Origin of the sequence: Sphingomonas sp. BK235 (assembly GCF_004345855.1) — a bacterium.
In the GTDB taxonomy this organism is placed as follows: Bacteria; Pseudomonadota; Alphaproteobacteria; order Sphingomonadales; family Sphingomonadaceae; genus Sphingomonas.
The window spans coordinates 19293-45242 of the sequence record NZ_SLXN01000015.1; the positions used below are offsets into that span (position 1 = coordinate 19293).

The window sequence follows — 25950 nt, forward strand, 5'->3', positions numbered from 1 at the left end:
AGTTCTCTGAGAACCCTTGGATCGATGGTGAGGTTGCTCGATTTCGAGCTTTGCGGCAGCGTTAGCAAGGTTTGGGGATCGACAACCCACAGCTGTCATCAGCACGTTGGCGGATGTGCCCTGCCCGACGCTCAGCGATGCCGCTCGCGGCGCTTTGCTCGGCGCTGCAAAGGTGATCGCAGACAGGCTTGTTGAGCTCGCATCCAGGCGGAAGCCTCCTTCGCAGACGCGAGGCGACCCATTTGCGGTCATTGACGGCGACTTAGCTCCTTCTCAACTTCGGCCATTCGTTCATCTCCGCTCATGCTGCCAGATCGCCTACTCCCGGATAGCCCGTTTGGCGGCTGTACACACTGATGATCAGCGTCTGCGCCCGTGGTTTCGAGAGGCATCTAACCGCGTGTGGAGCATCGTTACGATAGCTGCGGCAACTCTCCCAAGTGCTTGTCGATGGTGATCGGATAATCGCGAACTCGTACCCCGGTCGCGTTGTAGACGGCATTGGCGATCGCTGGGGCCACACCCGAGATGCCGAGCTCACCGACCCCCTTCGCCTTGAGCGGCGACATGGTCGGGTCGACCTCCTCCAGGAAGACGACTTCCTGGTGCGGAATATCGGCGTGGACCGGCACCTCATACCCGGCAAGATCGTGATTGACGAAGAAGCCGAAGCGCTTGTCGACGGCAAGCTCCTCCATCAGCGCGGCCCCGGCGCCCCCTACCATGCCGCCGATCACCTGGCTGCGGGCGGTCACTGGGTTGAGAATGCGCCCCGCTGCGCACACCGCAAGCATGCGGCGGATGCGGATCTCGCCCGTGTACGAATTGACGGCGACCTCGCAGAAGTGTGCGCCGAAGGTCTGCTGCTCGAAGCGCCGTGACAGGTCGCCGTACTCGATCTTGTCCTCGGCGGTGATCGGCCCGTCCTTGGCCGCCTCCCCCAGCCGCACACGCCGGTTACCCGCGCGCACCTCGCCGTCGACGAACTCGGTGTCGGACGAGTTGAAGCCGAGCTTGGTCGCGACCGCCTCGCGTAGCTTCACGCACGCGGCGTAGGCGCCGGCGGTTGCGGAGGCCGCGCCACCCTGTCCGCCACCGCCGAACGCCTCGGGGTAGTTCGAGTCCGCGAGCTTCACCACCACGCGGTCGAGCGGCAGGCCCATCATCTCGGCGACGGTCTGGCCGATGATGGTGTAGCTTCCGGTGCCCATGTCGGTCATGTTGCTCTCGACGGTGACGATCCCGTCATGGCCGAGCGTGACACGGCCGCCGGCCGGGATAATCGGCGCACCGCGGATAGCCGAGGCCATGCCCATGCCAATCAGCCACCTTCCCTCACGATGTGTGCCGGGCGTGGCTCTCCGTTCCTTCCACCCGAAGCGTTCGGCGCCGGTGCGGAGGCATGTGACGAACTGCCGGATCGAGAACGGGCGTCCCGGTTCGTCCTGAGCGCCCTGGTTGGGGCTCGCAGACTGCGGGTCGGTAGGCGAACCGCGGCCGGGATCATCGGGCACCGTCTGCGTGTCGTTGAGGATCCGCAGCTCGACAGGGTCCATTCCGAGCTTCTCGGCGAGCTCGTCCATGGCGACCTCGAGCGCCATCAGGCCCGACGCCTCGCCGGGCGCCCGCATCGCGTTGCCCTCCGGCAGATCGAGCGTCGAGAGGCGGGTCAGGTTGAGCCGGTTGGCGCCGGCGTAGAGCAGCTGCGTCTGCGCCGCGGCGATCTCGGGGCCGCCGCCCGGCAGGTTGCCGGATAGCGTCTCGTGTCCGACGGCAACCAGTCTGCCGTCGCGACCCGCGGCCAGGCGCACGCGCTGGATCGTCGCGGGCCGATGGGTTGTGTTGTTGGGCATCAGCGGACGGGGGAGCGCGACCTTTACCGCGCGGCCGATCGCGCGGGCGCCGAGCGCAGCAAGGACCGCGTCCGAGCAGACGCTGCCCTTACCGCCGAACCCGCCCCCGATGTACGTGGCGACGACGCGGATCTTGTCCTGCGGTATGCTGAGCTTGTTGCCGAGGTCACGCCGCGCCCAGCCCACGATCTGCTGCGCCGACCAGATCGTCAGCTGGTCACCGTCCCAGCGCGCGATCGTGGCGTGCGGCTCCATCATCATGTGACTCTGGTCCGGCGTCGTGAACGTCGCGTCGACCTTCACCGGAGCGGCGGCGAACGCCTTGTCGAAGTCGCCCATGTGAACGTCGGGCTGGCGACGGTGGGGCTTCGCACCCTCGCGGCTAGCGGCCAGATCGAAGGCGCCCTTCGTGCGCACATAGTCAATGCGGATCCGTGCCGCGGCCGCACGTGCCTGCTCGAACGTCTCCGCCACGACCAGCGCGACGGCCTGGTGGTAGTGCTCGATCTCGGGGCCGGCGAGCGGCTTGGCGACGTAGAAGCCCTGCGTCTTGATCGGGCCGGCGTTATCGGCCGTGACGATCGCCAGGACGCCGGGCGCGGCCCTCGCCTCGCTCAGATCCATCGCCGAGATGCGTCCCTTGGCGACGGCGGAACCCACGATGTAGCCATAGGCTGCATTCGGCGCGGCCTCGTGGTTCTCGTAGGAATAGACCGCCGTTCCGGTTGTCTTGAGCGGTCCCTCGATCCGGGCGTGAGGCTTGCCGATCACGGTCTGGCGATCGATCGGGTTGGTGCCGGCGGGTGTGTCGAACTTCATGGCCTCAACCCTTCTTCTGCGCGGGCGTGCCCGCCTGGTCGAGCACCGCGGCGAGCGCGCGAGTCGCCAGCGGCAGCTTGAACGCATTGTCCTTGGTCGGCGTGGCGCCCTGGAAGGCGCGCGCGGTCACCGCCTCCGCGCCCTGCGGCAGCAGCGCCTCCGCCGCCTCGACCCGCCACGGCTTGGGCGCGACGCCGCCGAACGCCACGCGGCCGGTGCCGTCGCGCTGGATCACCGCCGCGACGGAGACCAGCGCGTAGGCGTAGGACGCGCGGTCACGCACCTTCTCGTAGAAATGCTGGCCGCCGAGCGGCTTGGGCAGCAGTACCGCGGTGATCAGCTCGCCGGGGCGCAAGCTGGTGTCCTGCTCGGGATGGTCACCCCACAGACGATGGAAGTCGGCGATCGGGATGCTGCGACGCTGGCCGCCGGCATCGACCGTCTCGACCACGGCGTCGAGCACGCGCATCGCCACCGCCATGTCCCCGGGGAAGGTGGCGATGCACGACGAGCTCACGCCGATGACGCCGAGCTGGCGCGAATAACCGCCGATCGCGGCGCAGCCGTCGCCCGGCCTGCGCTTGTTGCACGCCATGTTGGTGTCGTAGAAGTACGGGCAGCGCGTCCGCTGGAGCAGGTTGCCAGCGGTCGAGGCCTTGTTGCGCAGCTGGCCCGAGGCGCCCGCCAGGATCGCGCGGCTGAGCACGCCATAGTCGCGCCGCACGCGCGCGTCGGCGGCAAGATCGGTGTTGGTCACCAGCGCGCCGATGCGCAGTCCGCCGTCGGACGTCTTCTCGATCGTGTCGAAGCCGAGGTCCTGCACGTCGACGAGGTGCGTCGGCGTCTCGATCTCCAGTTTCATGAGGTCGAGCAGGTTGGTGCCGCCCGCCAGGAACTTGGCGCCGGGCCGCAGCGCCACCGCGCGCGCCGCGGCGACCGCGTCGGTGGCGCGCTCGTAGGTGAAGCTTCTCATGCGCGCTCTCCCGCAACGTCGGCGACGGCCTCGGCAATGTTCGAATAAGCGCCGCAGCGGCAGATGTTGCCGCTCATCCGCTCGCGCAGTTCCATGTTGCTGAAGCGCGCCCTGGCGGTGAGGTCGCCCTGGACATGGCTGGGCACGTCGCGCTTGATCTCGTCGAGCACTGCCACCGCCGAGCAGATCTGCCCCGGCGTGCAATAGCCGCACTGATAGCCGTCATGCTTCACGAACGCGGCCTGCATCGGGTGGAGCTTGTCGGGCGTGCCCAGCCCCTCGATCGTGGTGATCGCGTCGCCGTCGTGCTGGAGCGCGAGGCTCAGGCAAGAGTTGATCCGCCGCCCCTCGACGATCACGGTGCACGCGCCGCACTGGCCGTGATCGCAGCCCTTCTTGGTGCCGGTGAGGTGGAGATGCTCGCGCAGCGCATCGAGCAGCGTGGTGCGCGGGTCGAGCACCAGCTCGCGCTTCTCGCCGTTGACGGTGAGGCGCACCGGCATCGTTGGGGTGGCGCTCGCGGGCGTCCGCTGCGGCGTTGCGCCGGCCGGAGCTGCGGCGGCGACCGCACTGGCGGCGCTGCCGGCGAGGACGCCGCGCCTCGACACTTCGATCTCGCTCATCATCGCCGTCTCTCCCGTTACAGCTTGTTGTATAAGGCGTCGGCGACCGGTTCGAGCCAGGTCACGGACGTACCGTCCCGCGCTTCCGAGACGGCGACATGGGTCATTGCGGCATCGCGTGCCGCACCATGCCAGTGCCTGACGCCCGGCGAGATGAAGACGGTGTCGCCCGTCGCGATCGGCTTCGCGGCTTCTCCGTCGACCTGAACCCACCCGTGCCCAGCCGTCACGATGAGCAGCTGGCCGAGTGGATGCGAGTGCCAGTTCGTGTGCGCTCCCGGTTGGAACGTCACCGTCGCGCCGCCAAGGCGCGCATCGCCAGTACTCTTGAAGGGCGATGCGACCGACACGCTGCCGGTGAAATACTCGGCCGGGCCGGACTTCGGCTCCTGACCGGGATGGATGATCTGAACGTCGGACACTGCGACAACCTCCTTCTGGGCGAACACCTTGCCCGCGACGTCAATGGCGGCGTTCGCCTTCGGCCACCCCGCGTAGAAGGCCAGGTGAGTCAGCGCCTCGACGATCTGCGGCTGTGTCAGCCCGTTCTCGAAACCACGTTGAACGTGGAAGGCGAGCTGGTCGCCATCATCGCCCGCGGCAAGCGCGGCGATGGTGACGAGGCTGCGATCGCGGGGCGACAAGTCGGTGCGCCGCCACAGATCCGCGAACACGACGTCGTTGGTGAGCTGCGCGAGCTTGGGCGCGATCGGGCCAAGCGTCCTGTTCACTGTCGCCGCACGCGCGGGATCTGAGCCGGGGAGCGGCGCGGTGGCCGGAGGCACAGCGGCAAGCGAAATCGGATCGATGCGGCGCTCGGCGAACACCTTCTCGACTTCGTTCAGAGCCGAAACGGCGTTCGGCCATCCGGTGTAGAAGGCGAGCTGCGTCATCATGCCTGCGACCTCGGACGGCTTGATGCCGTTATCGAGACCACGCCCAAGATGGCCCTTCATCTGCGCGGTCTTGCCCGTAGCGATCAGGACCGACAGCGTGACGATGCTCCGGTCGCGGAGGGCGAGCTCGGGACGCGCCCACACGTCGCCGAACAGCACCCGGTCGGTGTACCCAGCGAGCGCCGGCGCGATCGCCTGCATGTTCCTGGGCGCAACCGACGCACGCTCCTCCGCCTCGACCGGCACGGCCATCGCCAGCGCGGCGGCAGTTGCAGAAGCGACCTTCATCGTTTCGTCTCCCATTCCGATCCCCGGCAGGATCAATCGCCGCCAGCGCTCGCCTTCACCGGACGAACGAGCCGCGAGAATGTGAGCTGGGCCAAGCGCCACTGCCCGGCCCGCCTGGTGTAGACCTCGGTGACCATGAAGGGATTGGTGACGGTACGAGCACCGACGACGGCCTCAAGGTCCAGGTCCTCGAGAACGATCGCGGTGTCACCGAACACCCGCACGTCGACCGCGTAGATCGACGCCTTCTTGTACCAGATCCCGCCGCTCTTGATGGTGGCGAGTTCCGTCGTCTTGCCCCACGTTCCGCCCATGTGGGTGAACATGGCCCGATCGTCGAAGAGCGCCGCCAGGGAATCGACCTTCTTGCCCGCCATCCAGTCCCATTTGGTCTTCGACAGGTCGATGATCCGCTGCTCGGCCGCGGTATGCGTGGCGGCTGTCCTGATCGTCTCCGTGGGCGGTGCCGGCGTGTCCTGCGCCAGCAGGGGCTGCACTGGCAGCAGCGACAGGACGACGGCACCTGCCACGCGAAGCCGCTTCATTCGCTGAGTCGATCGGAGGTCCATCGCAACTGCTCCCGCATGAGGTCGAAGGGGGAAAGCCGACGCCAAGACGTCGGCCAGGAAATCACATCAGAGCTTCCGTTCGCCGAGCCACTTCACCATCGCCGGGTCGCGGTGGTCGAAGAAGCTGCTCGCCTTCTGATCCAGGGTCGCGATGGCGCCGAGATCCTCCGCATCGAGCGCGAAGTCGAAGATCGCGATGTTCTCGGCCATGCGCTCCTTGCGAACCGACTTGGGTATCGCGACGATGCCGCGCTGGTTCAGCCAGCGCAGCACCACCTGCGCGATGCTCTTCCCGTGCTTCTCGCCGATCGAGCGCAGCACATCGTTCGAGAACAGGCCGTTCTTGCCCTCGGCGAACGGTCCCCACGCCTCTGCCTGGATCGCGTGCTCGCGGAGGATCGCCTCGGCGTCCTCCTGGCTGTGGAACGGGTGAATCTCGATCTGATTGACCGCCGGCTTCACCTCGTTGTGGAGGACGAAGTCCACCAACCGGTCGGGATAGAAGTTGCTGACGCCGATCGATCGCACCCGCCCGGCGCGCTGCAGCTCCGCCATCGCCCGCCATGCGCCATACACGTCGCCGTACGGCTGATGGATGAGGTACAGGTCGATATGGTCGAGCTGGAGCTTGTTCATCGAGCGCTCGAAGGCGGCCTTCGCACCCTCGTAGCTGGCGTCCTGGACCCACAGCTTGGTCGTGACGAACAGCTCGGCACGATCAATGCCATGCTGCCGGATCGCGGTGCCGACCGCCTCCTCGTTGCCGTACGAGGCAGCGGTGTCGTGCAGGCGGTAGCCGACATCGATCGCGTCGCGCACGCTGCGCTCGCACTCGGCCGGGTCGGGCACCTGGAACACGCCGAAGCCGAGGCTCGGCATGCTGTTGCCGTCGTTGAGCGTGACGGTCGGGACGGTGGTCATGTCGATGTCTCCCCGCGCGCTCAGCGGTTGATCAGGCGCTGGTGTGACGTCGGGTAGCGCTCGCCCTGGACCTCGATCCGGTCGAGCGCCTGACCGATCCGCACGAGATCGTCGGACGTCAGCTCCACGTCGGCGCCGCCGAGGTTCTCCTCGAGACGGCGCAGCTTCGTCGTGCCCGGGATCGGCACGATCCAGGGTCGCTGCGCGAGAAGCCACGCCAGAGCGACCTGCGCTGGCGTCCGCTTCTTCTCCGCGGCAATCGAGCTGACCAGATCGACGAGCGCCTGGTTGGCAGCGAGCGCATCGGCCTGGAAGCGCGGCACGACGCTGCGGAAGTCGTCCTGACCGAAGGTGGCGGAGGCGTCGATCGTGCCCGTGAGGAAGCCTTTGCCGAGCGGGCTGAACGGCACGAAGCCGATGCCGAGCTCTTCGAGTAGGGGGAGGATCTGCTTCTCCGGCTCGCGCCAGAACATCGAATACTCGCTCTGTATCGCCGCGACCGGATGGACCGCGTGAGCACGCCGGATCGCCTCCGGTCCTGCTTCCGAGAGCCCGAAGTGCCCGACGGAGCCCGCACCGACCAGCTCCTTCACGGCGCCAGCGACGTCCTCCATCGGCACGTCAGGATCGACGCGATGCTGGTAGAAGAGATCGATGCGGTCGGTCCGCAGCCGGCGCAGCGACTCTTCCGCCACCTGCCGGATGCGCTCGGGCCGACTGTCCGCCCCCTCGCCTGGCTTACCGTTCCGGAACCCGAACTTGGTGGCGATCACGACCTGGTCGCGGAACGGCTCGACCGCTTCGCCGAGAACCTCCTCGTTGTCACCCGGGCCGTAGGCCTCCGCCGTGTCGAAGAAGGTGACGCCCCGGTCGAACGCGGCACGGATCAGCTTTACGGCATCGCCACGGTCGGTCGCCGGACCGTAGCCGAAGCTCAGCCCCATGCAGCCCAACCCCAGCGCGGATACCTCGAGGCCACCTTGGCCAAGTTCTCGCTTCTGCATCTTGCCCGGTCCCGTCGTTCGCGGATCGACGCTCGTTCGCGTCGTCATGACAGTGATTTAGCGCACGTGAGGTCCGCAGATTAGACAGGCCAAATCGCTTGGGTCTATGACCTGAGGTCATGAAACGGACCATGCGGGCGGGCGGATGAGGAGAGAGGAACTGGGTAGCCTGGCCATGTTCATGGCCGTCGCGGAAGACCGCAGCTTCACCAGGGCTGCCGCGCGTCTCGGTATCTCACAGTCGGCGCTCAGCCATGCGATGCGGCGGCTCGAGGCGCGACTGGGAATTCGCCTGCTGACACGGACCACTCGTTCCGTCGCGCCGACCGAGGCTGGAGAGCGGCTGATCGAGACGCTGGGGCCGGCGCTCGACCTCATCGAACAGAAGCTGGCGGCGCTGACGGAGCTGCGCGACAAGCCCGCTGGTACGGTCCGCATCACGGCGGGCGCTCATGCCGCCAGGAAGGTGCTGTGGCCGGCGATCGAGCGCGTGACGGCGGACAACCCGGACGTCAACGTCGAGGTCAACGTCGAGGCCGGCCTCGTCGATATCGTGGCCGACCGGTACGACGCCGGCGTGCGGCTCGGCGAGCGGCTCGAGCAAGACATGATTGCGGTGCCGATCAGTCCCAAGCTGCGTATGGCAGCTTTCGCGGCGCCCTCCTACTTCGCCGAATGCGGAACACCGTCATCACCGTACGACCTGTCGCGGCACTCATGCATCAATCTGCGATTCCCCGGTTCCGGCGCCCTGTACGTTTGGGAGTTCGAGCGTGGCGGAAAGGAACTCAAGGTGAAGACGGAGGGACAGCTCGTGTTCAACGATGTCGACCTCATCACGCAGGCTGCCTTGGCCGGGCGCGGTATCGGCTTCATGCTTGAGGACCACGTGCTGGATCATCTGGCGAGCGGACGGCTCGTGCGCGTGCTTGACGGATGGTGTGAGCCATTCGATGGCTACTACCTATACTATCCCAGCCGACGGCAGCCTTCGCCGGCATTTCAGCTTGTCCTTGAAGCCCTACGCTTACGTGCGCGCACAGGTAGTTAGACTATCTCAATACCGTAGACGATACGGCGACTAAATGCTTTCACGTTAATGCGCAGCTCTGCCCAGTTTGTTATTTACTTGCGGTGTCATACTCAGTAGCTGGCATTGAGATTGCCAGCCATTTGACCCAATACCGGTCATCCAAAGCGGTTTACCCGCCTCCCGATGTCGGACGCTTGTTAATCTTGCCGCTCGGGCCTTCCGAGAGGGGCTGGTAGATCGGGCAAGTAGGTATTTAAACGCAAGGATCGAGATGCAGCGCGTGGTCCCGGCGCTAGATGGGAGCGCGTAGCGTTATGCGCTAATGTCCTTTCGTGTTCTAGGCCCTGTCGGACCTGTTACACACGACGTCGGACGCAAGGGGCATCCCGCCAACTGCTCCCAAAGCAAGACCCAATGTCTAAGCTAGTTCCGCCTCTGCGACTTTATCGCGATGCTGGCTCGGCGAAATGCCGTAGCGCGCGCGGAAGGCACGGCTGAAATGGGGCGCGTCGCCGAAGCCCCAGCGGTAGCAAATTTCGGAGATCGACAGCTGCGCGTGGATCGGGCTGACGAGATCCGCATAGCAGCGCTCCAACCGCCGCTCGCGCACATAAGAGGAAAAACGAAGGCCGGCGGCGGTGAACAATTTCTGAAGATAGCGCGGCGTAATGCCATCCTCGGCTGCGATCCCGACCGGGGACAGCTCGGGGTCGGACAGGCGGGCCTCGATCCGCTGGCACAGGCGGCGCAAATGGCTGGCGCGCGCCCCCGCCGCGCCGCCGCGCGCCGCCATCCCGCCCGAACTGGCCACCAGCGTGATGAGCAGTTCGATCGTCGATTGCTCGATCGCGGGCAGGTGATCCTCGCCGAGCGCTCCGATCTGCTCCGCCAGCGTGTCGAGAAACCCGAAGAACAGAGCATTGAAGCCCGCATCCGGCCACACCGCGCGCACCGTCCGCTCCACCGGAGTCACCAGCCGCGAGCTGACCGCAACCTGCGGGAAGCGAACGAAGAGCAGCCGAAAATCGCTGTCCATCCGCAGCGTCGTGTCGATCTCCGGAGCCCCGACGATCAACGATCCGCGCGCCACCGGGGTCTCCCCGCCGGCGCCCGCCAGCACGCCCTCGCCCGCGATGATCGCTACGATCCACGCGCTCGAGCGAAGATCGACGCTGCGCCCTGAAAATGTCTGCGCGGACGCGCTCATCAGCGCGAATTCAGTGCCCAGCGGCGCGGTGGCGACCGTCACCGCGCCAGCCGCCGCTTGCATCGAGCCGGGATCCGCCACGGGCAGGCGGAGGCGCGACAGCACGTCGATCCACGCCGACTGCCGCTCCCCTGCCTCGATCTCGTCTAGCGAAAAGCTCCAGCTTGCCATGCCACCTTCATCGTCACTCTAGTCGGCGCGGGTCCTTCACCACGCCTTTCGACGGGAAGATGCCGCGATCGATGCGTACATGGATACCGCGTGTCCCGTCCACGACCTGCGTGACCCCGAAGTCCGCGGCGACCGACATCAGCGAATAGGCGTCGTCGCGCGACAGCCGCTGGTGCTCGGTCAACAGCGTCAGCATATCGAGCGAGGCGTTCTTCATCGCCTGGTTGAGGTCCTCGTGGAATCCGTGAACGATCCAGGTATCGGCCGTCTCCAGCAGCGGCGAGGGAAAGCTGAAGTCCTTCCGCAGCACGATCTGGAACAGCACGTCGAGCGACGCCTCGATCGCGGTGCCCGAGATTTCACCGTCGCCCTGCGACACATGCGGATCGCCGATCGAGAACAGCCCGCCCTTCACCTGCACCGGATAATACATGGTCGCGCCCGCGCCGATGCGCCAATTATCGATGTTGCCGCCGTGCAGCCCGGGCGGGATGGTCGATACGCGTTCGTTGACCGCCGGGGCGACGCCCGCGGTGCCCAGGTGCGGGCGCGCGGGCACGGTGATCCCCTCCAGCGCGGGCATCCGGTCGCATTCGGGGCAATGCGTGATCGTGCCCGGGGTCAGATAGGTGCCCGGGAAATCATAGGCATATTCCGCGGTCGCAGTGTTGGTGTTGGGGTTGAGCGCGTAGATCGTCACGCGCTCCTTCTTCCCGAACTCCTCGTACAGATGCCCCCAGTTGGCGGCGAGGTTCGAGCCATGATTGTTGCGCGGGACCATGCGCAGATAACGCACCTCCAGCATGTCACCGGGCTCCGCACCCTCGACATAGATCGGGCCGGTCATGATGTGGACGCCGGGGTTGCGATCCGCCTCGGGCACCTCGGCGTAGATGCGGTGGATCGCCGGGTCCATCATCAGCTCGGGCGCATCGCCCGCGTGATGCGTGATCGCCTCGGCCATCACCAGATCGCCCGAGTTGACGCGCAGCGCGGGCTTCACCTCGGGATGAAAATAGCCCCAATGGATCGTCTCCGGGGTCGCCTTCAGCAAATGTAGCGCGCGCGCCTCGGTATCGAAGCGCTTCTCGCCGGTCGCAGTGGTCATCAACATGAGAACCCCCTTCGTATGATCTGTCGTCCGGCACGCGCCGGGTGGTTCGCCGGCGTGATCGGCGCCGACGGGATGTCTCAATCCGGATTATCTGACCTCAGGCGGCGCGGACGATCGGCCTCGCGCCGCCGTTCAGCCGGTCCCAGGTGTCGCGGTAGCGGGTCACCAGCCACCGATTGAACTGGATCTGTGCGCCTTCCTGCCACGAATAGCGGCCGCGCGGCGCGAAGCGCGAGCGCAGCCCGACCTGCACCAGCCCGTCGACGTGCATGTCCTGATCGATGATTTGGGACGCCGCCGTCATGTTCATCGCCATCTTGTGCGTGAACGACGGGTGCTTCGACGCGCCGGGCGCGACCAACACGCCGGTATCCTGCTCCATCGTCTCCGGCCCGGTCGGTCGCAGGATCAGGTAGATCACCATGTCGCTCATCATCACCAGGGATAGCGTCGGCGGGATGTTGGCGAAGGTCATGCGGCTGCGCGCAGTCTCGTCCAGCCCCGGGAATACCGGCAACAGCGCCTTCTGGGTAGCGTTGAAGCTGGCGTCCCGATGCAGCGTGCCATTGTAGCGCAGGAAGCCGGCGTCAGCGGGGTCGGCGTCCGGGAACACCGACAGTTCCGACGGCACGAAATCGTGCAGCGGCCCCTGATGCAGCTTCGACGCGTGATAGCCGTCGTTGTTGTTCTCGAACATGACCTTCCAGTTCCAAGCGAAAACGCCCGGCTCGCCCGGCTTCTCTCCCTCGGCGCTGGCAAGGTCATAGCCCGCGATCGCTTCGGTCACCGCGGCGAGGCGCGGCGCGAGCGGCGAAGCCTGATGATCGAAATTGACGAAGATGAACCCCTGCCACAGCTCGACCTTGAAGGTCGCGAGGCCGTGGTCCTCCTTCTGGAAGTTGCAGGTCTTCTCCATCGCGGGCGCACCGACCAGCTTGCCGTCCAGCCCATACGCCCAGTGATGATAGGGACACAGGAACATCCGCGTGTTGCCCGCGCCTTCCGCGACCAACATCGCGCGATGCGCGCAGACCGATGACATGGCGTTGATCTTCCCGTCGCGCGCACGCGCCACCACGATCGGCTCACCGACGATCGTGGTAGTAAAATAGTCGCCCGACGCCGCAACCCAGCTCTCACGACCCACGCACAGCCATTCGTGGAAGAACAGCGCTTCCTTCTCGAACTCGTAGAAGCTGGCGTCGGTGTAGCAGGCGGGCGGCAGCGTCTCGGCATCGGCAAGGTCGATGGCGGACGTGTTCAGCGAGGCGATGAATTCCTGGTTAGGCAAAGCGACCATCACGGCGCTCCTAGCAACTCGTATCGTGGCAGCGCCCCGGCAGACTACATGTGGCCGGCGGATGCCAACGTCCCATTGCTACCCCTGCTGCCGCCCGCCTCTCTTGTTTGGCGGCGCACACAAAGTTGCGCGGCGCCTCGGTTCACCGATAGGCAATCGACAGCGTGGTCTCCCGCCAGGCGTCTATATCGGCCTTCATCGCCGCCATTTCGCCCTCGGCATAGCCCAGCGCATCAGTGCCCAGCAGCAGGCGAAGCGGCGGTTCGAAGGAGTCAGCTACGCGCAGCACCGCCGCCGCCGCCAGCACCGGGTCGCCCGGCTCCTCGCCCGCATGGCCGCGCAACGTCCGCTCCGCCTCGTGCGCCGGCCCTTCATAGCCCTCAATCGGGTTCGACGCCGATCGCAGCGAGCCGGCCGAGAAGTCGGTGCGCAGCCCGCCCGGCGCCACGTTGGTGACGCGGATGCCGTAGTCCGCGACCTCCTGCGCCAGCGTGCGCCCGACGCATTCCAGCGCGAACTTGGTCGCGCCATAAAGCGCGGTTCCCGCCCACGGCGCCCAGCCGCTGACCGAGGTGATGTTGAGGATCCGCCCCGCCCGACGCGCGCGCATCCCCGGCAGTACCGCCTGCAACACCGCGATCGCGCCGAAGACGTTGACATCGAACAGCGCGCGGACATCCTCGCCGCTATATTCCTCGATCGCGCCGGTGATCCCGACTCCCGCGTTGTTGACCAGCACGTCTATCTCGCCCGCCGCCGCCACCGCGCGGTTGATCGCCGCGCGGTCGATGACATCGGCGACCAGCCCGGTCGCCAGCCCCGGCGCCAGCGCCGCGAACGCTGCCGCATCCGCCTCGCCGCGCACCGTGCCGAACACCGTGTCGCCGCGCTCCAGCGCCGCCTGTGCGATCGCGCGCCCGAAGCCCTTCGACGCGCCCGTGATGAACCACCGCATTCGATTATCCCACCGCCATGCCGCGCCGATCGCAGCCCTCGCCGCCTTCGCCACAGCCGCGCCGACCGCTCTTGTCGCTGCGCGTCATGCTTGTTGAGAGGGCGGCGGCAGAAGGTGCGCCACGCAAAGTTCCAGTGCGCGCCGACACAAGACGATCGGCCGGCCCGCATCGAACATTCGGGTCACGGGAACCCGTCGGCAGGAGAGCGAACACGCCCATGCCGCGCCGGGCCGGGGATCAACCAAATAGAGGGGGACGATCGATGTTCGATCCGCCGCGCATTCTGCGCCTGCAATCGCTTAGCCTATCCGCGGTCGCGCTGGCACTCGCCGCCGGTTCGGCGCACGCCCAAGCCGTACCGGCCGCCGCCGCGACCGCCGCCTCCGATCCTGCGGATGCTCCGCAGGAAGGCGCCGACGTCGTCGTCACCGGCGCGCGCGACCTGAACGGCGTGATCCAGGCCGGATCGACCGGAAGCGTGTTCGGCATCGACAAGCCGCTTGTCGACACCCCGCGCTCGATCACCGCCGTCTCGGACGAACTGCTGTCGCGCTACAACATCCGCAACGTCTTCGATCTCGCCAGCGTGTCGGCGGGCGCCTCGACCGGCTCATATTTCGGCGTGCCGGGCAGCCTAAATCTGCGCGGCAACATGGCGGACAACTACTTCAACGGCTTCCAGGGGCTGTCGAACTTCGCCAATTACCCGACGCCGGTCGATGCGACCTCCTCGATCGAGATCGTTCGCGGCCCCGCCTCGCCCGTCTTTGGCGCGGGGCAGGTCGGCGGGTACCTGAACTTCATCCCCAAGACCGGCTATGGCGAGAAGACGAAATACGTCAACGAGCTGAGCGGCAACCTGACGGGCGTGCTGGGCAGCTACAACCAGCGCGAGTTGACCGGCAATGTCGCGATCCCGCTCGGCATCGGCGGCAATGCGGGCGGGCTGCACCTGTTCGGCAAGCTGGAAGACTCGGACAGTTTCTACAAGGGCATGCACCCCGAGTCGCAGATCGGGCAGGCATCCTATGCGGGTGACCTGACGTCGAAACTGTCGGTCGAGCTGACCTATCAATACATCCATTCGGACGGTTATCTAAAGAACATCGGCTGGAACCGCGTAACGCAGGATCTCATCGACAACGGCAATTACGTCGCCGGTCGCCCAATCGCGCAGATCTCCGATGGCGTCTCGCCCTATATCACGCCCCAGCAATTTTTTCAGGTGACCGGCGGGTCGACGCTGATGTTCTACGGCCCCGCGATCGGAGTACCGGTGTCGCCGAATGATTTCACCAAGCTGGATCCGGCGACGATCCGTACGGTCAAGCTGAGCCCGCGCACAACATTCATTGACGAGGGCGTGGACGTCAACGAGGCCTATACCAACACCGGCTATGGTCGCCTCGCCTATGCGTTCGACAATGGCAGCACGTTGAAGTTCGAAAGCTTCGTCAACACGCTAAGGTCGCGCAACTATCAGAGCTACGGCTTCGGGAGCTATTATCGCTCGACCGTGACAGAGCAGCGACTGAGCTATCTCGCCGACTTTGCGACCGGGCCGGTTGAGTGGAAGACAGTATTCGGCGGAAATTACCGCTTCACTGACGCGCGTGTGCAGAGCAGCCTAAACGACTTCGTCCTGTCCGAGGACCGTCGCGATCTGAGCGTCGGGGCGACGATCGACGACCGGTTCAACAATCCGTTCGCGGTCGACAATTTTGCCTGGGCGACCGACGTGCAGAGCACGATCCGTAACATCGGCGGGTTCGCGCTGGTCGATGCGACGCTGGGGCCGGTCAGCCTGACCGTAGGCGGGCGCATCGACAATTATAAGGTGAAGTCGCTCAACACCGGCAGCGAGGTGGACGACGCGCGCCAAACCTTCCGCGCAACTGACACGACGGGCAGCTTCAACACCTCGCTGGCGTACAAATTCCAATGGGCGACCTTCTACGGCACATATGCAGAGGCGCGCTCGGTCCAGGTCGATCAAGGCGGCGGGATCAACCCCGCGCTGGTGCAGAACGACGCCTATCTCGGGCCGTCCAAGCTGAAGGAAGTGGGGATCAAGACCTCGCAGTTCGGTGGGCGACTGTTCGCGGCGATCGACGCCTATGAGCAGCAGCGCTCGTATCTCTCCACGCCTCCCACCGGGGTCCAGTCGGTCGATGCGCGGCGGACGCGGGGCATCGAAGCGGAGCTGCGCTATCTCGTCACCCGCTCGCTGGGAGTTACCGGCACGTTCACGCATCAGCGGACCAAGGTGCTGCCGACCGCGGGTGCGGGCTTCTTCCTAACGGTGCCGTCGTGCCTTGCCGGGATTGCGTGCACCGACGGCTATGGCGGCTATGTCTTCACCAACGCCAACCGCATCCCGGAGCTTCAGGACGGTTATTACCTGCATGCCACCCCGAACACGAGCGCATCGCTATTCGCCACCTATGACCGGCGGGGGCATTGGGGGCTGACCGGCGGCGTGACCTATGCGTCACAGACCGGCGGCTATCTGCCTGGGGCGATCAAGGTGCCGGGCTATGCGCTGTTCCGCGCGGGCGCCTATGTTATCGACGGCCCGTGGCGCGTGGACGTGAACGCGAACAACTTGTTCGACAAGCGGTACTTCATCGCCGGTTACGACACCGATGCCAACGCCAATGTCCTGCCGGGCATCGGCCGCACCGTACAGGTCCGCCTGAGCCGAAACTTTTAATGGCGGTGCGCCACCCGCTCCCAGATGGGCGCGGGTGGCGGAGTGAAAGTTCGCTAGGTCTACACCGAAGCGCCTTGTCCGAAGCCGCGGGGGAGCGCATTGATGCGAGCGGCGGCGCCTCGCCGCGCATCACGCCATCTTCATCCCATTGGGGCGCGAGGTCCATATTTCTGGCCGTCGCAGGGCAGCAATTCCCTAAGAAGATAGCGATGCCAGCCGTTGCTGGCAGGACGCGAAGGAGCGCCGCTGCGCTATTCCAGCAGCGCCAGCGCCTCGCGATAGGTTGGCGCCGCATCCGCCGAGGCGCGCGATACCGCCAACGCGCCCGCCGCCGCCGCCAGCCGCATCGCGGCGGGCAGGCGCTCGCCCAGCGCCAGCGCATAGGCCAACGCACCGTTGTAGGCGTCCCCCGCCCCTGTGGTATCCACAACCGACACGGGCAAGGCGGGCTGGCGCACCAGTTCGTCGCCGATCAGCGCGGCGCTGCCATCTCCCCCTAGCGTTACCAGCGCGGCGCCCGCCCCCGCCGCGACCAGCGCCTTCAGCCCCGCCGCCACGTCATCGGTGCCGGTCAGGCTCGCCAGTTCGGTCTCGTTCGGCGTCACCAGATCGACCAGCGGTAACATCGACAGCGCCGCGCGATCGGCAGGTGCGGGGTTCAGGAGCGTGCGGACATCGTGCCGCCGCGCGACGCGCAGCGCTGCCTCGATCGCGTCGAACGGAGTTTCGAGCTGGACCATCAGCAACCCCGCGGTCGCGATCGAGGCCTCCGCCGCCTCCACCAGCGCGGGTGTCACCAGTGCGTTCGCGCCCGCCGTCACCGCGATGACATTGACGCCATCGGCCGCGACCATGATGTGCGCGGTCCCGGTCGGCGCCGCGACGCCATCGACATGGAGAATGTTGATACCCGCCACGAGCAGATGGTCGCACGCCGCCGCCCCCTCGGCATCGTTGCCGACCGCGCCGATCATACTCACACGCGCTCCCATCCGCCGCGCGGCCATCGCCTGGTTGAGCCCCTTGCCCCCGATCCCCTGCCGCAGCCCGCGGGTCATGATCGTCTCGTGCGGGCGCGGCAGTGCCGCCACGTCGATGATGATGTCGGTGTTGATGCTGCCGACGACGGCGATGCGGGGCGCGATGCTCATGCCCGCGATGCTAGCGCAGCCGACGCCCCCGCGCGTTGATGCTGCGCACACGGCGACTTGTCGTCAGGTGCATGGTCGGTTGGCGGGTCGGGAGTCCACGCATTTTCCGGCGGTTCCCTCACGAACTCCGTTCGTCCTGCGGAATCATTAAGCTTGTCGATCTGGCCGCTCGAAAGGCGGTGGTCCACGGTGCTTCGAGACGAGGCTTCGACGACCTCAGCCTCTCCTCAGCACGAACGAATGTCTGCTGAACGAACCCGCTCGCTTCAAGCGCGGAGTCAAGCGAAGCTCAGACTTGGAGTCGAAATGTCGGGGAGCCACGACGCCAAACGGGATCTCGACCAATGCATCTCGGCCAGCTCGATGCTGATCGAACCCAACGGAGGGTGGAACGACATTTCCCCACCACAACCGGACATTCGCCCGCTTCCGTAATCGGTGCTCTCCATCAATGCACGAACAGCGCCTTGCGGATGATCGCATGCGCCCCCCAATTGCCGTTAACTATCTGTGTCACCCCGAAATCCACCCCCACCGACAGCAAGGAGATCGCCTCGTCCTCGGTCAGCCCTCGTGTCGTCATCAGGAAGCGGCGCGCCTTCCGAAAGGCGTCGCGCATCGCGCTTTCGATCGAGCTCTGCTTGTAGATGTCGCTCTGCGCCTTGCCGCCCAGATCGCGCAGGTAATTGGGCTGCGAAAAGCCCAGGATCACCCATTCGTCGCGCGTCTCGATCAACGGGTAATCGAGGTCGCGCAGTTTCTCGGGCTGGTCGCCGCACCGATGGAGCACGATCTGGATCACCGCGCTCATCGAACATTCGATGGCGGTGCCGCACAATTCGGAGTCGCCCTGCGACGCGTGCGGATCCCCCAATGACAGCAGTCCTTCCGCGACATTGACCGGTAGGAACACCGATCCACCTGCGCCCATCCGCCAGTTGTCGATATTGCCGCCGAAATTGGCGGGCGGGACCGAATCGATCAGCCCGTCATGCGCGGGCGCCATCGCGACAAAGCCGAAATGCGGGCGCACCGGCACCTCTACGTCGCGCAGCACGTTGAAGTTCTTCGTCACCATTTCGGGATCGACGATCACCCCGGGGTAATCATAGCGCTGGTGAACGACGCCATTGGGGTCGGTCTGCGGCACGTAACGGTAATTGTAGACGGCGTGCGCGCAATGCCCGCCGTGGCGCCGCTCGACCTCATAGATGGTGACGACCTCGCGCGGCTTAGGCTCGGTCAACATGTCGCCGTAATGAAAGCCCCAATAGGCCGCGACGTTGCTGCCGAAGCTGCGCCCAGCGAACTTTGCGCTGCCCGAGGGGCGCGGGGTCATCTCCAGGAAGCGCACCTCCACGACGTCGCCGCGCTCCGCCCCCGCGATCGCGATCGGGCCGGTCATGATATGGACACCGAACCCCTCGCCCGCGCCGCGCCCGACCGCGGAGGCATCCATCGGCCCGGCGCCGCGGCGGTTGATGGCCTTGTCGCCCTTTTCCCAGTGGTAGATGCGCTCGACCTCCGGGTCGCCGTCGATCATCCGTTCGTGATCGTCACCGGCGTGATGAGTGACCGCCTCGATCGTGACGTAATCGCCCGACCGGACGCGCAGCACCGGGCGCAGGTTACGGCTGAGATAGCCCCAATGGACGGTATCCACCGTCGCGCGCAGATGATGATGGCGCACGTCGCCGGCGGGGACCACATCGTCGGCGCCGATGCCGGGTTCGGTCGCAGCCTCAAGCTCCAGCGGTTCGTCGGTCGGCGCGTCGGCGGTGCGCGCGACGGGGCTGCCGCGCTGGGGAACGCTGTCGTCCTCGCCGCCGGGCGAGGCCTTGCGATATTCGCGCGGCGACACGCCGTAGCGCTCGCGGAAGCTTCGGCTGAACGAGGCCGAATCGTTGAAGCCCCATTGAAACAGGATGTCGGAGATCGACTTCTGCGCGTGCAGCGGGCTGACCAGGTCCATCCGGCAGCGTTCAAGCCGTCGTTGCTTCACATAATGGCCGAAGCTGTCGTCGATCGATTCGAACAGCTTCTGGAGGTAGCGCATCGAGATGCCGTGCTCGGTGGCGACGAATTGCAGGTTGAGCGTCGGATCGGACAGATGCATCTCGATCGACTGAAAGACGCGCTCCAGCAGCATCGCGCGCGCACCCGCCGACCCGCCGAGCGAGCGCGCGGGCGCGCCCTCCAGCAGTGCGGTGAGCAGGAATTCGGACAGGCTGAGCTCGACCGGTCGCAGCCGGTCGCTGGTGAGCTCGTTGATCGTATCCGCGACCGAACGCAGCATCGCTGACAGCAACCGCCCCGCCCCGGTATCCGATGCGATCAGGCTAAGATCGGCGGGTAGCAGGTTGCGCACCGCCGGGCCGAAAAACGCGCGCGGGACGTGCATCATCAGGAAGCGATGATCGCGCGGCAGATCCAGCACCGCGCGTGCATCGTTCCCGCCGATCAGCACGTCACCCTCACGCACGACAAGCGTCTGCGCGCCGAGCGTGGCGGAAAGCTCGCCCTCCAGCAGCTGCACCATCCAGATATGATCGGCGCGATCCGACAGGTCGATCGTGACGTTCTGGCTGGTGGAGGATATGCTGATGAACTCGGGCCCGTTGGCGCCGCGATGGCTCGACAGCTCGCCATAGGCCGGTTCGCTCATGACGTTGAGCAGTACCGATTTGCGCTTCAGCGCGAAGCGCCACGCCTCCCAGCGTTCTTCCTTGGGATAGGCATTGGTGGTGAACCGCAATTCAACATCCCCGCATCTACCGAGCACCCGCAGCATGCTCGGCTATCCGGCGATGATAAAGATGCCGCAACGCAGCAGCGGTGACCATAGCGGGACGCCACGGCCGCGCTTGACAGCCGGCTACGCGCAAGAATTCGTGCCGTATCAGGCAAGCCGTCGCGCGCAGGCCATGTCACCTATGCTCACGCAGTCGCAGCATTTTGAGCGCGCAGGGGGCGGGATAAGATAGCGGTGGACGTCGAACAGATCAGCGTGCGGGTCGATCGGATCCGCGTGACGGGGGCGACAGGCAGCGCCGGGGCGGTGGCGATCCTGGATCTGCTGCCCGACGCCGGCGAAATACTGCCGCCGTTCGTCGCGGGCGCGCATATCGACCTCCACCTGACCCCCGATCTGATCCGGCAATATTCGCTGCTCAACGATCCGGCGGACAGCGGGCGCTATGTCGTCGCGGTCGCGCTGGACGCCGACAGCCGGGGCGGGTCGCGGCACCTGCACGAACAGGTCTCCGAAGGCGACGTCATCACCGTCAGCGCGCCACGTTGCCATTTTCCGCTGATTGAGGACGCGGCGCACAGTGTGCTGATCGCGGGCGGAATCGGCGTGACGCCGCTCTGGGCAATGGCGCAGCGGCTGCGCACGCTGCGACGGCCCTTTTCCTTCCATTTCGGCGCGCGCAGCGCCGCAACCGCGCCGCTGCTCGACGAGATCGCGCCGGTGCTGAAAGGGTTGGCGACGACGTTCGAGACGGTGTTCGAGGCGGATCACGGCGCGCGGCTGGATCTCGCGCGGATCTTTGCCGAGGCACCCGCGGGCAGCCATTTTTATGCCTGCGGGCCGTCCGGGATGCTCGATGCCTATGTCGATGCGGCAGAGGCCGCCGGGGTGAACAACGCCGTCGTCCATCTGGAGCGCTTCTCGGGCACCGGCATCGCAGCGACCGAGGGCGGGTTCACCGTCGAATTGGCGCGCACCGGCGGCTGCTACGCGGTCGCGCAAGGATCGACGATCCTTGAGACGCTGAAGGCGGCGGGGATCAACATCCCGCATTCCTGCGCCGAGGGGATTTGCGGCGCGTGCGAGGCGACGGTGCTCGACGGCGTGCCCGATCACCGCGACGAAGTGCTGTCCGATGCGGAAAAGGCCGCGAACCGGACAATGATGGTCTGCTGTTCAGGGGCCAAGTCCGCGCATCTGGTGCTCGACCTGTGAGCGCGTTGCGGCGCATAATGTCCCGTACGATCGGCTGGGTCGATCCATTCATCGTGCTGATGCTGGGGCTAGTGGTGCTCGCCAGCATCGCGCCGGTGCGCGGGCTCGCAGCGCAGGCGGTGGAGATCGCCGCGGAAGTGTCCATCGTGCTGCTGTTCTTCCTTCACGGCGCCAAGCTGTCGCGCGAGGCGATCGTCTCGGGGTTCAGCAACCTGCGGCTCCATGCGGCGGTGCTGGCGACGACCTTCGCGCTTTTCCCGCTGCTGGGGCTGGCAATCCGCGCCGCGTTGACGGGGCACATGGCGCCGGGCGTGCTCGACGGCATCCTGTTCCTGTGCCTGTTGCCCTCCACTGTCCAGTCGTCGATCGCCTTCACCGCGATCGCGCGCGGCAATGTCGCAGCGGCGGTGTGCAGCGCGTCCTTTTCCAGCCTGCTGGGCGTGATGGCGACGCCGTTCCTCGTTGCGCTGCTGATGGGACATAGCGCAAGCGTATCGACCACTGCGATCGAGAAGATCGTGCTGCAACTGGTGCTGCCATTTGCCGCCGGGCATTTGCTGCGCCCGTGGATGGGGAAGGTCATCGACCGGCATCGCAAGCTGGTGGGCCGCGTCGATCGCAGCTCGATCCTGCTGATCGTCTTTTCCGCATTCAGCGCCTCGGTCGTCGAGGGCTTGTGGAATCGTGTGGACGCCGCCGATATCGCCGCGATCCTGCTCGTCTCCGCCGCGATGCTGGCTACGGTGATGGCGCTGACCTGGTGGGCATCGGCGCGGATCGGGTTGGCGCGCGAGGACCGGATCGTGATGCTGTTCGCAGGCTCGAAGAAGAGCCTCGCGACCGGGGTGCCGATCGCCTCGACGCTGTTCCCGCCGGCGGCGCTGGGGCCGGTGCTGTTGCCGGTGATGCTGTTCCACCAACTCCAGCTCATCGTCTGCGCCGCGATGGCGCAGGCGTTCGCGCGCGGCGCGGACGATGCAGCCGCCGCGAACCCCGCCACCGCCTGACCTCAAGGGAGCGACCCGTATGAAGCGCTTTGCCCTGCTCGTCTTGTGCGCGATCGCTTCGCCTGCCCTCGCCGGTCCGCGTGTCGATGCGCCGGCGGGACGGATCGAGGGAAAGGACACGGGGGCGGTCGAAGCGTTTCTGGGGGTGCCCTATGCCGCGGCGCCGATCGGCGCGCTGCGCTGGCGCGCGCCCGCCCTGGCATCGCGATGGACGGGAGTGCGGCAGGCGAGCGTGATCGGCGCGGACTGCGTGCAGGATTCGAAGAACAACCCGCTCCCCGCCGGCTACACCAATCAGCAGAGCGAGGATTGCCTGTTTCTCAACATCTGGCGTCCGCACGGGACGCCCGCCGCGCGACTGCCGGTGATGGTGTGGATTCACGGGGGGGCGTTCATCATGGGTTCGGGGTCAATGCCCGATTATGACGGTGCCGCGCTGGCGGCTCGCGGCGCGATCGTGGTGACGCTCAACTATCGGCTCGGGCGGTTCGGGACCTTCGTCCATCCCGAACTTCTCAAGGAACAGGCGGGGCAGCCGATCGCGAATTACGGGATGATGGACCAGATCGCCGCGCTCAAATGGGTCCGCGACAATATCGCGGCGTTCGGTGGCGATGCCGCGAATGTCACGATCTTCGGCGAATCGGCGGGCGCCTCGTCGGTCAATTTCTTGATGACCTCACCCGCCGCCAAAGGGCTGTTCGCCAAGGCGATATCGGAGTCTGGCGGGCGCAACGACGTGCTCGATTCGGTCGAGGCCGCCGCCGCAAAATGCAGCGCCTGGGCTACGACCAAGCACGCGACGACGCTCGCGCAATTGCGTGCGCTCGGCGCGGACACGATCCTCGACGCCCCGGTCATCGTCCCCGCGCGCCCGGTAATCGACGGAAAGCTGGTCGTCGCGCGCACCGATGTCGCGTTCCGCATCGGGCTGGCGGCGAAGGTACCCTATCTGGTCGGCGCCAACGATTTCGAGGAAAGCCTGTTGCGCTGGTTTCCCGGCGGAGGTGAGATGATGGTGCGCCAGTTCGGCGACAAGGCCCCCGCGCTGCTCGCCGCCTACGCCGCCTTAGGTAATACGCGTGAAAGGCAGATCGGGCGGCTCTGGGGCGAGAATGCGATGACCGAACCCGCACGCTGGCGCGCCAAGCTGCAGGCGGCGCACGGCGCGCCGGTCTATCTCTATCGCTTCGCCTATGTGCCCGAAGAATTGCGCGCGACCACGCCTGGCGTGGGCCATGCCGACGAAATACCGTTCGTGTTCGACAACGGCCCGCCGCGCCCGGGCTATCAATGGACCGCGGCGGATCATGCGACCGCGCGGCTGATGGGGGATTATTGGCTCGCGTTCGCGAGGACGGGCAACCCCAACCATGCCGGTGCGCCCGACTGGCCCGCGTTCACCCCCCACGCCGACCGCCTGCAACTGATGAACGCCTATGGCACCAGCACGGTCATCGACTTCGCGCGCCCGCGCCTCGATCTGATCGAGGCGGCGGCAGGATCGGCGGACGCCAGGTAGATCAAGCAATGGGGTCCGCACGAACAAGTCGATCGGCGGGGGCGCTGTTATCCTAACGATGGTCGGGTGGATATTCCCCCGAACCCGGCAATGGCTGGAGGCCCATCATCATGAACATCGCCGCGGCGATCACGCCCGCTGCTCCGCTGGAGGAAATCCACACTGAAGCCGCATGGCGCGGCGACGTGCTATCAAAGGGCGACGGCTGGATTTACCAGTTGTCCGCCGAGGAGCTGGCGGAGCTGGAAGAGCTCGGTACGCGCTTTGTCGAGGCCGATCCCGATCTGCGCTTTGTTCAGAAGGAAGAATATCCGCTGACCGCCTGTGCCGAAGCGGTGCTGGAATGGGGTCGCGATGTCGATAGCGGGCGCGGCTTTGTGCTGGTGCGCGGATTGCGCACGCATCTCTATTCGGATGCGCTGTCGGCCGCGATCTACTACATCCTCGGGCTGCACATGGGCGATCCGATCCGCCAGAATGAGAAGGGCGACCTGATCGATTCGGTTTATGCCACCTCGGACAAGACGATGGACGATCCCACCGCCAAATCGTCCAAGGTGCGCGACGGCCTCGTCTATCATTCGGACTCGTCGGACATCGTCGCGCTGATGTGCCTGCGCCCGGCCAAGGAAGGCGGCGCGTCGTGCCTCGTCTCGGGCGCGCAGATCTACAACGAGATCCTGCGCCGCCGCCCCGATCTCGCGCCCCTGCTGCTCGAGCCATACCACTGGGACTGGCGCCGCCAGGACGTGCGCGCGCCCGCCGACACCTATACCTCGCCGATCATTGACCTGACCGACGGCGTGTTCAGCATGTATGCGGGATCGCTCTACATCCTGACCGCGCAGGATTACCCGGGCGTGCCGAAACTGACTGACGCGCAGATCGAGGTGCTCAAGCTGTTCGACGAAATCGCTTATGAGCCCGGCATGGCGATCGAGATGGATTTTCGCCCCGGCGATATCCAGTGGCTGTCGAACTATGCCGCGCTGCATGCGCGTACCGGGTTCGACGATTACCCCGAGCCGCAGCGCCGTCGGCACCTGCTTCGCCTGTGGCTGAGCCGGCAGGGCGACCGCCCGGTGATCGACGGCTTCGGCAAGAACGGCGTGGTGCAGGTGCGCCACAAGCCGCGCGAGGGCGTGACCGTAGATGACCAAGGCTTCTTCCGCATCAAGGACGCGCCGGTGCCGCGCCTGCTGGCGGACCACGGCTAAGCTCGGAGCCCGGCTTCTTCGATCGCAGGAGGGAAGGCGAAGCCGGCTTATGTGCTTCTGCGCACGCAGGAGCGCCGGGGGACAAGAAAAGAGGGCGGGACACGCTGCATGTCCGGCCCCCTTTTCATTTTCCGACTCAAGCGCGCTTTATTCGCGGGTGAAGCCCTCGGGTACCACCGCCGGTTCTCCGGCCTTGCCCCATAGGATGATCTCATTGCCCCAAGGGTCCTCAAACGCCCAGTTCAGGCCGTTGAACTCTTTCCAATAATGGTTGCGCCAAAGCACATTGGCGCCGCGCGCCTCAGCGGCGGCGAGGATGTCGTCGGCGTTCTGGTTGTCGCCTATCAATAGCCAGATGCGGGCCTTGTGATCGGTGCCGCGCGACAGCGGGCGCGGGCCGGCACCCTCGGTAGCGGGATGCGGGCGCGCATTGGCGGAATTGTAGATGCCGACGTGGAGGTTGCCGATCGCGCTCTCGGTGCCGTCCTTGTGGCGGAAGTTCCCGCCCGGGACTAGGCGGTGATAGACCCCCGTCGGGCGCCCCTCATTGGTCCAGCCGAAGACCTCGGCGTAGAAGGCGCCGGTCGCCTCGGGGTCATCGGAGGCGAGATCGACGAAGATCAGGGTGGTCGGGTTTTCCATGTCG

Annotated in this window: 20 protein-coding genes; 6 read left to right on the forward strand and 14 right to left on the reverse strand. The window is 66.1% G+C overall.

From position 1 onward, the window contains the following. Nucleotides 1–413: 413 nt before the first annotated feature. From paoC to EV292_RS21625, 7 genes are all read right to left on the reverse strand, one after another. Nucleotides 414–2672, reverse strand: coding sequence for an aldehyde oxidoreductase molybdenum-binding subunit PaoC (gene paoC, locus EV292_RS21595; RefSeq protein WP_132911338.1), 2259 nt, complete (start codon nt 2670–2672; stop codon nt 414–416). A gap of 4 nt (nt 2673–2676) precedes the next feature. After that, the gene (locus EV292_RS21600) at nt 2677–3645 is read right to left on the reverse strand and encodes a xanthine dehydrogenase family protein subunit M (RefSeq protein ID WP_132911339.1); all 969 of its coding nucleotides are present in this window, start codon (nt 3643–3645) and stop codon (nt 2677–2679) included. After that, nucleotides 3642–4268: an aldehyde dehydrogenase iron-sulfur subunit PaoA gene (paoA, locus tag EV292_RS21605; RefSeq protein ID WP_132911340.1), complete on the reverse strand. Its 627-nt coding sequence runs from the start codon at nt 4266–4268 to the stop codon at nt 3642–3644. The genes EV292_RS21600 and paoA overlap by 4 nt, the downstream gene beginning before the upstream one ends. 17 nt (nt 4269–4285) lie before the next feature. Continuing rightward, entirely contained in the window at nt 4286–5452 is a 1167-nt protein-coding gene (locus EV292_RS23290) for a carboxymuconolactone decarboxylase family protein (RefSeq protein WP_132911341.1), read from the reverse strand. Between the two features lie 32 nt (nt 5453–5484). Beyond that, nucleotides 5485–5997: a nuclear transport factor 2 family protein gene (locus EV292_RS21615; RefSeq protein ID WP_132911342.1), complete on the reverse strand. Its 513-nt coding sequence runs from the start codon at nt 5995–5997 to the stop codon at nt 5485–5487. 90 nt (nt 5998–6087) lie between these two features. Then, nucleotides 6088–6942, reverse strand: a complete 855-nt coding sequence (locus EV292_RS21620; RefSeq protein WP_132911343.1) for an aldo/keto reductase — start codon at nt 6940–6942, stop codon at nt 6088–6090. A 20-nt stretch (nt 6943–6962) separates the two neighbouring features. Continuing rightward, the gene (locus tag EV292_RS21625) at nt 6963–7946 is read right to left on the reverse strand and encodes an aldo/keto reductase (RefSeq protein ID WP_132911366.1); all 984 of its coding nucleotides are present in this window, start codon (nt 7944–7946) and stop codon (nt 6963–6965) included. A 145-nt stretch (nt 7947–8091) separates the two neighbouring features. On the opposite strand from EV292_RS21625, the gene EV292_RS21630 reads away from it, so the two are divergent. Then, entirely contained in the window at nt 8092–8997 is a 906-nt protein-coding gene (locus tag EV292_RS21630) for a LysR family transcriptional regulator (protein WP_132911344.1), read from the forward strand. 400 nt (nt 8998–9397) lie between these two features. On the opposite strand, the gene EV292_RS21635 is transcribed toward EV292_RS21630, so the two are convergent. From EV292_RS21635 to EV292_RS21650, 4 genes are all read right to left on the reverse strand, one after another. Beyond that, complete coding sequence (locus tag EV292_RS21635; RefSeq protein WP_132911345.1) at nt 9398–10357, reverse strand: helix-turn-helix domain-containing protein; 960 nt, start codon at nt 10355–10357, stop codon at nt 9398–9400. A gap of 13 nt (nt 10358–10370) precedes the next feature. Then, entirely contained in the window at nt 10371–11471 is a 1101-nt protein-coding gene (locus EV292_RS21640) for an acetamidase/formamidase family protein (protein ID WP_132911346.1), read from the reverse strand. A 97-nt stretch (nt 11472–11568) separates the two neighbouring features. Next, nucleotides 11569–12771, reverse strand: a complete 1203-nt coding sequence (locus EV292_RS21645; RefSeq protein ID WP_132911347.1) for an SRPBCC family protein — start codon at nt 12769–12771, stop codon at nt 11569–11571. Between the two features lie 142 nt (nt 12772–12913). Beyond that, nucleotides 12914–13726 carry an oxidoreductase gene (locus EV292_RS21650; protein ID WP_132911348.1) on the reverse strand — a complete coding sequence of 271 codons (813 nt, stop codon included), beginning with the start codon at nt 13724–13726 and terminating at the stop codon, nt 12914–12916. 263 nt (nt 13727–13989) lie between these two features. Here EV292_RS21650 and EV292_RS21655 point away from each other — a divergent pair, with 263 nt between their 5' ends. Continuing rightward, the gene (locus EV292_RS21655; protein ID WP_165927236.1) at nt 13990–16440 is read left to right on the forward strand and encodes a TonB-dependent receptor plug domain-containing protein; all 2451 of its coding nucleotides are present in this window, start codon (nt 13990–13992) and stop codon (nt 16438–16440) included. A 251-nt stretch (nt 16441–16691) separates the two neighbouring features. On the opposite strand, the gene EV292_RS21660 is transcribed toward EV292_RS21655, so the two are convergent. Next, the gene (locus EV292_RS21660) at nt 16692–17591 is read right to left on the reverse strand and encodes a ribokinase (protein WP_132911350.1); all 900 of its coding nucleotides are present in this window, start codon (nt 17589–17591) and stop codon (nt 16692–16694) included. Between the two features lie 448 nt (nt 17592–18039). Further along, the gene (locus EV292_RS21665; protein WP_132911351.1) at nt 18040–20346 is read right to left on the reverse strand and encodes an acetamidase/formamidase family protein; all 2307 of its coding nucleotides are present in this window, start codon (nt 20344–20346) and stop codon (nt 18040–18042) included. Nucleotides 20347–20577: 231 nt separating this feature from the next. Between EV292_RS21665 and EV292_RS21670 the strand changes: the two genes are divergently transcribed. The 4 genes from EV292_RS21670 to EV292_RS21685 all read left to right on the forward strand — a co-directional run bounded on the left by EV292_RS21670 (nt 20578) and on the right by EV292_RS21685 (nt 25304). Next, nucleotides 20578–21558, forward strand: a complete 981-nt coding sequence (locus EV292_RS21670; RefSeq protein WP_132911352.1) for a PDR/VanB family oxidoreductase — start codon at nt 20578–20580, stop codon at nt 21556–21558. Between the two features lie 17 nt (nt 21559–21575). After that, a complete protein-coding gene (locus tag EV292_RS21675; RefSeq protein ID WP_207913543.1) occupies nt 21576–22565 on the forward strand; it encodes a bile acid:sodium symporter family protein in 990 nt (329 codons plus the stop codon). A gap of 19 nt (nt 22566–22584) precedes the next feature. After that, nucleotides 22585–24087: a carboxylesterase family protein gene (locus EV292_RS21680; RefSeq protein WP_132911353.1), complete on the forward strand. Its 1503-nt coding sequence runs from the start codon at nt 22585–22587 to the stop codon at nt 24085–24087. Between the two features lie 110 nt (nt 24088–24197). Continuing rightward, on the forward strand, nt 24198–25304 hold the full coding sequence (locus EV292_RS21685) for a TauD/TfdA family dioxygenase (protein ID WP_132911354.1): 1107 nt from the start codon (nt 24198–24200) through the stop codon (nt 25302–25304). 147 nt (nt 25305–25451) lie between these two features. Here the strand turns inward: EV292_RS21685 and EV292_RS21690 are convergent, their stop codons facing one another. Continuing rightward, nucleotides 25452–25946: a VOC family protein gene (locus tag EV292_RS21690; RefSeq protein WP_132911355.1), complete on the reverse strand. Its 495-nt coding sequence runs from the start codon at nt 25944–25946 to the stop codon at nt 25452–25454. Nucleotides 25947–25950 lie beyond the last annotated feature (4 nt).